We start from the raw sequence: 13454 nt of genomic DNA on the forward strand, positions 1-13454 counted from the left end.
TCCGAGCTGGTTTTAATAATCGCCTTCCCCCACATCCTTCGTTTTTTTCTTGGCCTGCCGCAAGCGGTAGTTGAACGTCAGGTTAATTTGTCGCAACCGGCCCTGCGAGTTGTTTTCGGTGTAAAAATTAGCCCCTTCCGTAATCGACCGAAACCGCCGGGAGTTGAATACGTCAATGACGTTGAGCGTTAGCGTGGCATTATTTTTCATAATGTCCTTGCTGACCGCAAAATCCAGCGTCGCAATGGCTTTGCGTCTTCCCTGCGGGGTTTGTTGCGGGGCTTCGTAGTTGGCGCGGAGCTGAACGTCGGTTTTGTCCCAGACCGTCAGACGGTTCGTGGCCCGCACAAACCAGCTATACGTATCGCTCTGGAAGGTGGCATCGAGGTTGTTGCCGTTCGTGATCGCCCGGAAAAAGTTGAAACTTCCGTCCATTTTCCACCATTTTAAGGGCGTATACGAACTCGTGAACTCCGCTCCGTACGAATCTTCGGTGGCCAGGTTTTCGGGACGGGTGTTCGAGAAACCGTTGGCGTCGACCCGGCGTATCCGAATGATTTTTCCGGTCGTATAGCGGTAATACAGCGACGAACCAATCGAACCTTTTGCGAAGTATTTGATGTGACCCACCTCAAACGCATCCGTGAATTCCGGGTTCAGATCGGGGTTCCCGCTGAAGAAATTCCGGTTGTCGCTGAACGTCATGAACGGGCTTAAATCGTTGTACGTCGGTCGGCGCACCCGGCGGCTGTAGCTCAGTTGCAGCGCATTCTGACGGGGCAGGTCGTAGGTGACGTGTACGCTCGGGAACAGGTTGGCGTAACTGCGCGGATTCACGTCGTTCGTTTGTTTCAGCGTGGTCGTTACGTCCGTCCACTCGGCCCGTAAACCGGCCTGGTACGACAATTTGCGGGTTTTGTTGCCGACAATCCCGTAGACCGCGTTGATATTTTCTTCGTACAGAAAGTCGTTGGTCAAACCGGGCAGCGGCACCCAGCCGCCGTCGGACGTCTGCTGACGAACCCAGTAGTCGTTGGTCATGTCGCGCGAACTACTCCGCAAACCGGCTTCAAACTTGCCGTCCTTGGCAAAGGGCTGCACGTAATCGATCTGCACCAGAAACTGCTTCTCTGTTTCGTCGTTGATCGAGCGTTGCAAGGTAGCCGGAATGGTGGACGGGCTGCCGTCGGGCAAGACGTTTTTCTGTCCAAAATACTGGTCGGATTTTTCCCAGTTGTCCAAATAACGGACGTCCATATTTAGTTCGTGACCCTGCCGTTTGAACGAGCGTTTGTAACTGATGGCGTATTCGGAATTCGGCTCGGTTTCGGTTTCGTCCTGCGTCCGGTACGTAATACCGATCGGGTTGCTGAGGTTCGAAATATAATCCCGGTAACGGATGTCCGTAAACCGCTTCCCTTTGCTGATCCGCCAGGTGTACGAGCCCGTCAGGACGTTTTTGTCGTTGAAAAAATAATCGATCCCCGCCCGGGCGTTGTTGTTCTGGCCTTTCAGTTTGTAGTCCGAATTCTGCTGGGTTAAAAAGGTCGAATCGTTGCGGTATACTTCCTGATACTGGGTGCTGCGGCCGGGCGAATTGCGGTACGAGGCCGTGTAATTGACGAAAAAATTCAGGTTTTTACGCCGGTAATTGACGTTGGCGGCCAGCCCATAATTGGGACGATAACCCGTAATGATGTCGAACGACCCGTTGAAGCCTTCTTTTCGCTCTTTCTTGAGAATGATGTTGATGATACCGCCCATGCCCTCCGCTTCGTAGCGGGCCGACGGATTCGTGATCACTTCAATGCGTTCGATGGCGCTTCCCTGCAATTGCTGCAAACCGCTGCCGCCCTTGATGCTGACCAGGCCGGACGGTTTTCCGTCGATCAGAATCCGAACACTGCCGCTGCCCCGCAGACTAACGTTCCCCTCGACATCGACGGCCACTGACGGCACATTGCTCAGAATGTCGGCGGCCGTTCCGCCCGCGTTGGCGAGGTCTTTGCCGACGTTAAAAATCTTCTTATCCAGCGAGAATTCCATCGAACTCTTCTCGCCCTGCACCACCACCTCATCCAGCGTACTGGCCGAAGCGGTAAGCTTAATCGTCCCCAGATCGAGCGGAGAATTTTCTTTGGTCAGCCGTACTGCTGATTTTTTAAGCGGTTTATACCCAATGAATTCCAGTACGGCATAGTAGTTTCCGGCAACGGCATCGACTGAAAAATCACCGGTTTCGGTCGTAATGGCTCCGGCCACGAACGAGCTGTCGGCCTGTTTGAACAACCGGACGCTGGCGAAGATCAGGGGCGCGTTGGTTTGGGCATCTAAAGCTTTTCCTTTCACTTTTAATTTCCCATCCTGCGCGAAGCCAGACGAGGGGAAAAGGAACAGAGACAGGATGATACTACACAGCCAAAGTAGAGCGGTTGGATAGGTAAAAAAACGCATGCCCGTTGGGGTCGTAAAGGTTAAATTCATTCGGAATGGGTATACTGATTCGCTAAAGCCGGGAGGTGGCCTGATTCATGAAAGACCAGTCGGGAGCCGTCGGGCGGTTCCTTTGATCGCTATTATTTAGTAGAGATGATCCCTTGCAGACCGCAATCTGGAAGTTATTTGGCAAAAATAGGACTTTTTGGGTTCAGACGAAAACTAAAAAAGGATTGCTCCCAAAAAATCGGGCCATGGGTCGGGATTGGATGGGCAGCCGTTGGTTTATCGACAGCAGTGAAAAATGGAGAGTGAAAACTCCGTGAGTAACCCACAGGAAATGAGTGCTTTTAGGAATAATGATCTACCTTTCGGCTGAACTCTGACCCTATGAATCGCTACATCGTCATTTCCAACCATACCGAGGCCGATTGCCGCATGGCAATCAAGTATTTTCGGGCTTATCACGCCGGTTTTTTAACGCATTTCGAATGGGGCTGTTACGACGACGACCACAATGCGTACGCCATCATCGAAGCCGACAGCCACGAACAGGCACTGATGGCCGTTCCGCCCCTGTTCCGCGAAAAAAGTAAAGTGATCAAACTGACGCATTTTAAGCCCTTTGCAACGGTTGACACGGCGCACGGAACGCCTTCTGTTGACTCGTAACCGCCCATACCGTTTCCACTAGTTCTCTGAACGATCCGCATCCGATGATAAACATCGTTGATTACATTGCGTCCATCGGGATACAGCCGAATGACCGGGAAGATGCTATTCTTCAAAAGCGGTTTTTGGTCTATCAGGCCCTGTTGATGAGTGGCGGGGGCATCCTCTGGGGCATTCTGGCGTTGGTGCTGAACCGCGAATGGCAATCGACCGTTCCGTTTGGATACGTTCTGATCACTGCGGTAAATCTGTTGTATTTTCATCATTCCGGCGATTTTCGGGTGGTGAAAGCCATTCAAACGGGCATCAGCCTGTTGCTGCCTTTTCTGTTTCAGTGGGTGTTGGGCGGTTTTATTGCTTCGGGAGCCGTGATGCTGTGGGCGTTGATGTCGCTGGCGGCTTCGGTCACTTACCAGAGCAACCGAAAGGTGGCATTCTGGTTGGGGTTATACATCGTGCTGACCCTATTTAGTGGGTATTTTGATCAGAATTTTAAAGCGTGGATTCGGCCCGACGATGCGGAAGCGTATTCCGTTCCGGCGATGGTGATGAACATAGCCGTTATTTCAACTATTCTGTTGTGGCTGGTCAATTTTGTGGTGCGGGGCAAGAACGAAGCACTTCAGCGTTTGCAGGAAGCCCAGTTGCAGGTTGTTCAATCTGAGAAAATGGCTACCCTGGGAACGCTGGCGGCCGGGGTGGCCCACGAACTGAATAATCCGGCGGCTGCAACCCGCCGGGCATCGCAGCAACTGCGGACGGTTTTATCGAAACTGGAACAGGCACGGCTGGAGGTCGATCACCTCGATTTGTCGCCGGATGACCGGGAATTCATGAATCGTCTGGAGAAACAGGCCCTGAACCGGTCGACGAAACCCGTGTACGTCGACTCGTTGCAACGTGCTGACGACGAGGCCAATACCGAAGAGTGGCTGGAAGATCACGCTATCGAAAACGCCTGGGAACTGGCCCCGGCGCTGGTCTCGATGGGATTATGCAAGAAGGAATTGAGTCAGCTGGCTCCGGCCTATGACGAAACGCCGTTTCGCGCCATTGTCGTCTGGGCGGCCCACCTGTATCCGGTCTATTCGTTGCTGCACGAAATCAGCGAAGGTTCGGGCCGGATTTCGGAGATTGTCGTTGCACTGAAAAATTATTCCTTTCTGGGGCAGGCACCTATTCAGCAGGTCAATGTGCACGAAGGCATCGAAAATACGCTGATTATTTTACGCAGTAAGTTGAAGGCGGGTATTACCGTCCATCGGGCCTATTGCGCTGAGGTACTGGAAATTACGGCCTACGGCAGCGAACTAAACCAGGTCTGGACCAACCTGATCGACAATGCGATCGGGGCGATGGATTCCAACGGCGAACTGACGATTCGGACCCGAAAAGACAAAAACTGCGTGGCGGTGGAAATTGAGGACAATGGACCCGGCATTCCGGCGGAGATCCAATCGCGGATATTCGATCCGTTTTTCACGACCAAAGCCCCCGGCCAAGGAACCGGTCTGGGCCTTTCGACCTGCTACGGAATCATCACCGAAAAGCACAAAGGATCGATCAACGTACAGTCCAAACCGGGAAAAACGACGTTTACGGTCAAATTACCGATCCATTACCTGATTCCAGATTGTAACTAAGAAAGCAGAGCAGTTTTACCCAAACAAGAATTCAGTCAGTCTGAGAAGTATGGCACAAACCAAACCTGTAGTCTTTTGCGTAGATGATGACGCGGAAGTTCTGGCCGCCATCGAGCGGGACTTGCGGCAACATTATAAAAGCCAATACCGGCTCATCAAATCCGGTTCGGCGCAGGAAGCCCTCGAAGCAGTCCGGCAATTGAAACAGCGGGGAACGCCGGTGGCGTTGTTTCTGGTCGATCAGCGGATGCCCGGAATGACCGGAACGGAATTTCTGACCGAAGCCCGAAAACTATTTCCGGAGGCAAAAAAAGTATTGCTGACGGCTTATGCCGATACCGAAGCCGCTATTGTCAGCATCAATTCCATTGGCCTGGATCATTACCTGATGAAACCCTGGGACCCGCCGGAACAAAAACTATCCGGTTTTGGATGATTTGCTGGCCGAGTGGACAACGGAAGTTCGACTGCCCTACGAAGGAATTCGGGTGGTGGGCGCACGCTGGAGTTCACGGAGTTACGAGGCAAAAGAGTTTCTGTCCCGCAATCAGGTTCCGTACCAGTGGATCGATGTGGACGAGGATGAGGCCATTGGCGAACTCGTCAAACCGATGTCGGACGAGCTGACGCGGCTGCCGGTGATTTTGTTCCCGGATGGGTCGAGTCTGGTAGCCCCGTCGAATCTGGAACTGGCCGAAAAAGCCGGTATTACGACGAAGGCCCAAAAACCGTTCTACGATTTGGTCGTCATTGGCAGCGGGCCGTCGGGGCTGGCCAATGCGGTTTACGGCGCGTCGGAAGGTTTGCGGACCATCATCATTGAACGCAGTGCGCCGGGCGGACAGGCAGGTTCGAGTTCGCGCATTGAAAATTACCTCGGTTTTCCGTCGGGCATTACCGGTGCCGATCTGGCGCATCGGGCCGTCGCACAGGCCAAGCGGTTTGGGGCTGAAATGCTGACAGCGCAGGAAGCGGTTTCGTTTCGGCGCGACGACCCGTATCGCTACGTCAGGCTGTCGGACGGATCAGAAATCTGCTGTTACGCCATCGTATTTGCCACCGGGATGTCCGTGAAAAAGCTGGAAGTTCCTGGCATTGAGGAGTTACAGGGCTTGGGTGTGTATTACGGAGCCGCCATGACCGAAGCCGCTACCTACCGCGATAAAGACATCTGCATCGTGGGGGGCGCCAACTCAGCCGGACAGGGCGCGATGTTTTTCAGTCGGTACGCCCGAAGTGTCACGATTTTGATCCGGGCCAAAACCCTGAGCCCGGCCATGTCGCATTACCTCGTCGATCGGATTGAAGCGACGCCCAACATTACTGTCCTGGCGGAGGTGGAAGTAGCGTCGGTAACGGGCAATACCCACCTGGAAAAAGTGGTCGTTCGAAATGTCGAAACCGGCGAAGAAACCGCGCTGGACATGGCGGCCATGTTTATCTTTATCGGTTCGGCCCCGCACAGCGATATGGCCGAAGGCTTCGTTCCCTGCGACGACAAAGGGTTCATTCTGACTGGCCCGGATTTGCCGAAAATCAACAACAAAACCAAAGGCTGGACGCTCGACCGCGACCCGTTTTTATTCGAAACCAACGTTCCGGGAGTTTTTGCCGTCGGCGATGTGCGGAGTGGAGCCAACCGGCGGGTGGCAGCCGCGGTGGGCGAAGGGTCGGCGGGAATTTATCTGGTGCAGCGGTATTTGAAAACCGTGTAAATGTCTTCTAATCAGAGCGGTTTTAGGGTGGAAAGGTGTTTTTTTAGCAGGGGATCTTTTTCCATCAAGGTCTGAATCCGGGCGAGTTGATCAGCCGGTAGCCTTGGCGACCGGCCGATGATGTCGACTCCTTCGGGGGTAAACAGCGTTTTCGAAAACCAGATGACGGCCCACTGGCCCGACGAATCCAGCAAGGCTACTTTCCATTGGCTGCGGACCAGACTCAGCAGCCCTTTTCCCCGCCAGACAAACGCCCGCTCGTCCGTTGGGTCCGGCATATCAAAACCGGTCAGGGTTTGCTTTTTATTGTTTTTCAGGTACTTCACTTCGTCCAGTAACCCGGTTTTGCCTTTTTTATTCGCGAGCGTGTAGGTAAACGTCGGATTGGTTTTGTCGCCCTTCAACCACATGGGGAAATTAGTGCTGCAAATAAACCAGGTTCCAACCAGCGTTTGAAGGAGCGTGTCCATGTCGTGAAGGGTATCGTAAATTGTTAAATTGGTGCGTTTTATTAAAAACCGTTGAGCGGAACAAAACCGCTATTCTTAAACCCAAATTTGCCATGATTGTGAGGAATGTGCTTGGTTTTTTAGTGCTGACAGTGGTTTTTTATTCCTGTTTCCAAAAACGGCCCTACGGAAATCCGGTTCAGGCTCCGGCGACCATTCTGAAAGACATGGAGAGTTTCTGGAATTACAAAGCCAGAAATGTCCGGCTTTACGAAGATTACCAGGCCTTGGACCCGGAATCAAACGTCATTCCGAAGAAGGATTTTCTGAAAAAAATAGCCACCGGAGAGTACTTTCCGTTGCGGCTTTCTTCGATCGATTCAATGGCATATTACCGGTTGCAGCCGATCAAGAAGACGACGAATCAGGACATTCGAACCACCGTTAAATACTGGGGACTCGAAGAACTGGAGCATTTTCAGAAAGAAGGAACCGCCATGCCCGACTACCAATGGGTGGACATGGAAGGCAAGCGATACACGAAAGAAACGACCAAAGGGAAAATTCTGGTGGTTAAATGCTGGTTTCTGGCCTGTCTGCCCTGCATTCAGGAAATGCCGGCCCTGAATGAATTGAAACGGCAATACGAAAGCCGCGACGATCTTCTTTTTGTGAGTTTATGCATGGACCCGAGCGATAAAGTCGCTGCGTTTTTAATGAAAAAGCAGTTCGATTATGCCACCGTCCCGGATCAGGAATCATTCTTGACGGATCAACTACAACTCAATGCCTATCCAACCCATTTTGTGATCAATAAAAAGGGCCTGATCACCAAAAAAGTGAACGATTATCACGCTCTGGCGTACGCGTTGAAAAAGGAGACATCGCGGTGATTACGTACCCACGGACTTTAGTCCGTGTTTTTTTAGGATTTTGTTGGATATAACCACAAAAATACGGACTAAAGTCCGAGGGTACGCTACACCCGCCGATCATCCGGCAACCAGTTGACGATAGACTTTTTAATGGCTTTCGGGCTCAGGTTTTCGGATAGCGCACGTTGCGTCAAAACCGGTAATTCCTCGTCGGATGCAAACCGCAGGGCCAGAATCTGACCGAACGAAAGTTGGTTTTCGATGGTTTCCAATCGTTGCCCCGTCAATACATAATACCGAAACCGCATCTCCATCCGAACGATCCGGTCCTGATTCATCAGGGCATAATGCTGCCGCAGCATGAAGGAAACCCAGATGATCAGGAAAATAACGACACTGATAAAAAGCCAGATGAGCGTCTGTTCGTCGGATTTGATGGTGTAATAAATACTGATTCCCAAGAGAATAAGGGCGACAGGATAAAATACAAAGTGGTGCGGAGGGTAATATCGGACGTGGTTTTCGTAATTTTGGGCTTTCATTGCGTTCACGAACGTTGGATTCAGACGTTCATCATAAAGTGTTTAATGGTCTGTATTGTTTTGCAGACAACAAGGATATGACTTTTGAAGATTTAAATCTAACAAAACCGCTGTTAAATGCCCTGACGGATCTGGGCTACACAACGCCTACGCCTATTCAGCAGAAGGTTTTTTCGGTGGTGATGTCGGGAAAAGACGTTTGCGGAATTGCCCAGACCGGAACCGGCAAAACATTTGCCTACCTGCTGCCGTGTCTCCGTCAGTTCCAGTTTTCGAAAGACCGGTTGCCGCAGTTGCTCATCATCGTGCCAACGCGGGAGTTGGTGGTGCAGGTCGTGGAAGCGGTTCAGCAATTGACAACCTCCATGAATCTGACCGTTGTCGGCATTTACGGCGGGGTGAACATCAAACCGCAAATTGCGGAAGTCGAACAGGGAACGGACGTGCTGGTTTCGACGCCCGGCCGGCTGATCGATCTGTCGATCAAAGGGTTACTCAAAACCAAATCCATTAAGCGGCTGGTGATCGATGAGGTGGACGAAATGCTGAACCTCGGTTTTCGGACGCAGCTGGAAACCATTCTGGATCTGCTCCCGGCCAAACGGCAAAACCTGCTGTTTTCGGCCACCATGACCGAAGAGGTGGAAGGGCTGATCGAAACGCATTTCAATAATCCGGTCCGGGTAGAGGCTGCTCCGGCGGGAACGCCCCTCGAGAACATTCGCCAGACGGCCTATGCGGTTCCGAATTTTTACACCAAAATCAATCTGCTCGAACACCTGCTGCGGCAGGATGCCGATATGACCAAAGTGCTGGTTTTTGTCGCGACTAAAAATCTGGCGAATCAGCTTTACGAACAAATGGAAGCGAAGTTTCCGGATCAGGTGGGCGTGATTCATTCCAACAAGGAGCAAAACTACCGGTTCAATTCGGTTCGGCAGTTCCAGGACGGCAATTTCCGCGTGCTGATTGCGACCGACATCATCGCCCGGGGGCTGGATGTGGCCGAAGTGTCGCACGTCATTAATTTTGATTTGCCGGAAGTTCCCGAAATGTACATTCACCGGATTGGCCGAACGGGCCGCGCCGACCGGAACGGAATTGCCATTGCCTTCATCACGGAGCGGGAAAGCGAAGAGCAAACCGCCATTGAGCAGGTGATGAACTACGCGATTCCGATGCTGCCGCTGCCCGATGATCTGACTATTTCAGACGTGTTGACCGAAGATGAAAAACCGACGGTGAAGATGAAAAATCCGGGCGTCAAAATCCACCTGAGCGATACGTTCGGCGGGGCCTTTCACGAAAAAATTGAGAAGAATAAAAAGGTGAATGTGCGTCGGAATCACGCGGAGGAAATGATGAAAAAATACGGCAAACCGATCCGGAAAACGCGGAAGAATAACTGATAATCAGTCAATTGTAATAATTTTCATACCCCTTTTCCGTGGGCTGTGTCTGCACAGCCCACGGAGATGAGATGGTCTAGTTGAAGGTATTTTAGTTCTTGTGAATTAAGCAGCATTATTGATATTTCTCAATCAAATACCGGTTATACTCTTCTTTAAGATCCAAATTAAGGGGTATTGAAATATTGGATCTCATGCTTTTAACAAATGGCGTAATTTTTATTTCGGCTTTTTTTATCTCCGACACTTTCGATGCCATTTTCTTCTTCATTCGGCTGACCGTTTTTTTAATGTAAATATACAGGTTTGGTGTAAGTAATCTTTCACCCCGGTATTTAGTGGTATCTTTGCCGCTCGTAAACGGGAAATATTATGTCTTTTTCATCGCTTGGATTATCTGCACCACTCCTCAAAGCCGTTGAGGAACAGAGTTATACAAATCCGTATCCCATTCAGGAAGAGGCTATCCCGGCGATTCTGAAGGGACATGATGTGCTGGGAATTGCCAAAACCGGATCGGGAAAAACCGCCGGTTTTGTCTTGCCGATTCTGGAGCGGTTTCAGCGTAAAAAGACCACCAATGACCGCAATGCCAAAGTCCTTGTGCTGGTGCCGACGCGCGAACTGGCTGTTCAGGTGGCCGACGTTTTTCAGACGCTGGGGGCCAATCTGCCCCGGCGCGTGAAAACGCTGGCGGTCTACGGCGGGGTGTCGATCAACCCGCAAATGATGGCGTTGCAGGGGGCCGAAGTGGTGGTGGCTACTCCCGGACGCTTGCTGGATCTGGTGTCGTCCAACGCCTTACACCTGTGGGACGTCGAAGTGCTGGTGCTCGACGAAGCCGACAAAATGCTGGAACTCGGGTTTGCCGAAGAAATGAACGAAATTTTTGAAATGTTGCCCAAAAACCGCCAAAGCATTCTGTTTTCGGCCACCTTGGGCGATTCCATTCAGGGCATTCGGGAGAACCTGCTGCGAAATCCAATCAAAATTGAAATCGCGGAAGAACCCCAAAATCTGGCCCTGATCAAACAGGTCGCCTACCGCATCGATCCCGAACGCAAGGGGCCTTTGTTGCGGTATTTGATCAAAGAGCGGAAAATGACGCAGGTGCTGGTGTTTGTTTCCTCAACCCGAACGGCCGACAATCTCGTGGTGAAGCTGCGGAAAAACGGCATTCCGGCCGAGGCCATTCACGGCGACAAAAGCCAGGGCGCCCGGACGGAAACCCTGCGCAAATTCAAAACCGGACAGTTGGCGGTAATGGTGGCTACAGATCTGATTTCCAGAGGAATCGATATTCAATTATTGCCGTATGTCGTCAACTTTGAACTGCCGCGTTCGCCGAAAGATTACATTCACCGGATTGGCCGGACGGGCCGGGCCGAAGCCGAAGGCGAAGCCATTTCGCTGATCTGTCCCGACGACGAACACCATTTTAAAATCATCCAGAAAAAAATGGGCAAGCGGGTTGAAATGATCGAAACCGAAGAACTGAGCCTGAAAGGGTATTGAGGAGACAAGAGAAGCGCGACAAAAGAGCAGAGACAAGGAAAAAAAGAAACCAAACCGATCAGGTTTCGCTGCCAGCGGTAGATGTCTTTCTTCTCTTGTCTCATCTCTTTCATCTCTTTTAAAAATTCGGTTCGTCGGCGCTCGGGCCGTAGCTTCCCGGAATCGGGATATTCAGCAGGCGAAGGAAAACGCCCAGTTGCGCCCGGTGGTGGACAATCTGGCTGTAAGTCATCCGGATCATTTCGCCCTTCGTGGTATCGCTGTAAATGTCGTCGCCGTTACGCAGCACCCACCGACCCGCCAATTCACCCTCATTGGCTTCCGATAAATGCGCTTTTCCATCGGCCAGCGTCCGGTCAAAATACTCCACCAATTGGGAAGTTTCGTTGATCGAAACCGGTTGGTAAGGAGAGGTGGCAAAATCCAGTCCATTGGTGGTTAACGCCAGGGTTACCCACGAAGGCAGTTCGGCAATGTGCGTGGATAAGGTGCGGATGTCCATGCTTTTTTCGTGCGGTTTCCAATCGTACTTGTCGTCGGGAACGCGGCCCAGCATGTTCCGGGTGGTCTTGGCTTCCTGATCCATTTCCTTCAAAAGCATTTCGATTTGTGACATTGTCGTAGGAGTTTGTTTACAGTACAAATTTACCGGAGCCGGGTGACAGCCCTATGTCAGTAGCCTTTGGTCTGAAGCAAATAAAAACCGGTTTTTCACGTCTCCTGCCCCGGTTTTCCAAAAACCGCCCGGATCGATTCGGACTTTTTTCAATTAAATTTTATAGCTCCTTTATCCTATTTCCAACTTCAGGTGTCTCTATGGTGTAAATCGGCAGCATGGAAGATTTTAGGGAGTATTTCAGGCAAAGTGAATGGATCGTAAAACATCTGAAGGGAGAACTGAGCGATCAGGAAAAGGAAGAACTCGATCGGTGGGTTGCCCAAAGCGAGCACAACCGGGCTTTATTTGAAAAATTAACGGGCGAAGAAATTCTCGACCTCGAACTGAAACGGTTTGCTTCGTCCGGTAAAAGCGAAGCCTGGGATCGGATTGTCGCCGAGACAAACATCCGTTCAGCGTCGCAAACTGCGTATAGGGGTAGGCGTTGGATTTGGTACGCGTCTGCGGCTGTAATCCTGCTGGTTTCGGGTTTATTCACGTACCGGTTTTTCCAGAAATCGACAGTAGAAAATCGCATTGTTCAGCAGCCTGCCGATTTTGTGCCGGGAACCAGCAAAGCGGTTTTGACGCTGGCGGATGCTTCCCAGATCAATCTGGACGACGCGGGGAGTGGCGAAATTGCCCGACAGGCCGACGCCATCATTACCAAAACCGCCGATGGTCAACTGGTGTATAATGCCTCGAAATCACCGGTTTCGTCCGTTGAAAGCACCGACTCCAACCCGGGTTTTAATACCATCCGTACCCCACGCGGAGGAAAATACCGGGTCATTCTGCCGGATGGGAGCAAGGTCTGGCTGAATGCGGCATCCTCCCTGAAATACCCGACACGGTTTGCGGAAAACGAACGGAAAGTCGAGTTGATGGGCGAAGCCTATTTTGAAATTGCAAAGATTAGCCTGCGCGGACGAAATGGGAAAAACGGAACGATCCCGTTCCGGGTTCGTTCGGCGGGGCAGGTTGTCGAAGTATTGGGCACCCACTTCAACATCAATAGTTATTCGGACGAAAAAACCGTAAAAACCACGCTGCTGGAGGGGAGCGTCCGCGTCTTAACGGGAAAACAGCCGGAAACCGGATCACTGTCGCTGATTCTGAAACCGGGCGAGCAGGCCCAACTGGCGACGGGTAATAAACCGAAGCTGCAAGTCATTTCCCGGGCGAATGTAGAAGAAGCCGTTGCCTGGAAAAATGGGCAGTTTCAGTTCAAGGATACCGACATCCAGACGATTATGCGGCAGATTTCCCGCTGGTACGATGTCGAAGTGGAGTTTCAGGGCAAAGTACCGGAAACAAAATACCGGGGCCGGATTTCGCGGGACGTTCCGCTGTCCCAGCTTTTCCAGATTCTGCAAACAAGTGGTGTGAACTTTAAAATAGATGGACGAAAAATAACCGTAAAATCCTAAGCGAACCGAGCTGTTGGCGGCCAGGCCGGGAATAGCAACAGGTTTCCCGATAAAAAAGCCGGACGGTGTTGCGAGCACCTCCGGCCGGAAATTCGGGATAACCTGCCTGT

Annotated in this window: 12 protein-coding genes; 8 read left to right on the plus strand and 4 right to left on the minus strand. The window is 51.6% G+C overall.

Going from position 1 to position 13454, the window contains the following annotated elements; all coding sequences use genetic code 11:
- Positions 1-12: 12 nt before the first annotated feature.
- The gene (locus EHT25_RS19095) at positions 13-2484 is read right to left on the minus strand and encodes a TonB-dependent receptor (protein ID WP_124876720.1); all 2472 of its coding nucleotides are present in this window, start codon (positions 2482-2484) and stop codon (positions 13-15) included.
- Between the two features lie 342 nt (positions 2485-2826).
- Here EHT25_RS19095 and EHT25_RS19100 point away from each other — a divergent pair, with 342 nt between their 5' ends.
- Genes EHT25_RS19100 through EHT25_RS19110 form a run of 4 tightly spaced genes read left to right on the plus strand, consistent with a single transcriptional unit; the run spans position 2827 to position 6466 of the window.
- Positions 2827-3108, plus strand: coding sequence for a hypothetical protein (locus tag EHT25_RS19100; RefSeq protein ID WP_124876721.1), 282 nt, complete (start codon positions 2827-2829; stop codon positions 3106-3108).
- A 44-nt stretch (positions 3109-3152) separates the two neighbouring features.
- Positions 3153-4751: an ATP-binding protein gene (locus EHT25_RS19105; RefSeq protein WP_124876722.1), complete on the plus strand. Its 1599-nt coding sequence runs from the start codon at positions 3153-3155 to the stop codon at positions 4749-4751.
- Between the two features lie 49 nt (positions 4752-4800).
- Positions 4801-5187, plus strand: a complete 387-nt coding sequence (locus tag EHT25_RS33195; RefSeq protein ID WP_229311643.1) for a response regulator — start codon at positions 4801-4803, stop codon at positions 5185-5187.
- The gene (locus EHT25_RS19110; RefSeq protein WP_229311644.1) at positions 5180-6466 is read left to right on the plus strand and encodes an FAD-dependent oxidoreductase; all 1287 of its coding nucleotides are present in this window, start codon (positions 5180-5182) and stop codon (positions 6464-6466) included. The genes EHT25_RS33195 and EHT25_RS19110 overlap by 8 nt, the downstream gene beginning before the upstream one ends.
- Positions 6467-6477: 11 nt before the next feature.
- Here the strand turns inward: EHT25_RS19110 and EHT25_RS19115 are convergent, their stop codons facing one another.
- Positions 6478-6936 carry a hypothetical protein gene (locus tag EHT25_RS19115; RefSeq protein WP_124876723.1) on the minus strand — a complete coding sequence of 153 codons (459 nt, stop codon included), beginning with the start codon at positions 6934-6936 and terminating at the stop codon, positions 6478-6480.
- A 92-nt stretch (positions 6937-7028) separates the two neighbouring features.
- Between EHT25_RS19115 and EHT25_RS19120 the strand changes: the two genes are divergently transcribed.
- Positions 7029-7808, plus strand: coding sequence for a TlpA family protein disulfide reductase (locus EHT25_RS19120; protein ID WP_124876724.1), 780 nt, complete (start codon positions 7029-7031; stop codon positions 7806-7808).
- A gap of 86 nt (positions 7809-7894) precedes the next feature.
- On the opposite strand, the gene EHT25_RS19125 is transcribed toward EHT25_RS19120, so the two are convergent.
- Positions 7895-8332 (minus strand): DUF6526 family protein, encoded by a 438-nt coding sequence (locus tag EHT25_RS19125; protein WP_124876725.1) that lies wholly within the window; start codon positions 8330-8332, stop codon positions 7895-7897.
- 77 nt (positions 8333-8409) lie between these two features.
- Between EHT25_RS19125 and EHT25_RS19130 the strand changes: the two genes are divergently transcribed.
- Positions 8410-9741, plus strand: a complete 1332-nt coding sequence (locus tag EHT25_RS19130; RefSeq protein WP_124876726.1) for a DEAD/DEAH box helicase — start codon at positions 8410-8412, stop codon at positions 9739-9741.
- 372 nt (positions 9742-10113) lie between these two features.
- A complete protein-coding gene (locus EHT25_RS19135; RefSeq protein ID WP_124876727.1) occupies positions 10114-11256 on the plus strand; it encodes a DEAD/DEAH box helicase in 1143 nt (380 codons plus the stop codon).
- A 118-nt stretch (positions 11257-11374) separates the two neighbouring features.
- Here the strand turns inward: EHT25_RS19135 and EHT25_RS19140 are convergent, their stop codons facing one another.
- Positions 11375-11872, minus strand: a complete 498-nt coding sequence (locus EHT25_RS19140) for a DinB family protein (protein WP_124876728.1) — start codon at positions 11870-11872, stop codon at positions 11375-11377.
- A 218-nt stretch (positions 11873-12090) separates the two neighbouring features.
- Between EHT25_RS19140 and EHT25_RS19145 the strand changes: the two genes are divergently transcribed.
- On the plus strand, positions 12091-13344 hold the full coding sequence (locus EHT25_RS19145; protein WP_124876729.1) for a FecR family protein: 1254 nt from the start codon (positions 12091-12093) through the stop codon (positions 13342-13344).
- Positions 13345-13454: the final 110 nt, after the last annotated feature.

This window comes from Larkinella rosea (assembly GCF_003858635.1).
Classification (GTDB): Bacteria; Bacteroidota; Bacteroidia; order Cytophagales; family Spirosomataceae; genus Larkinella; species Larkinella rosea.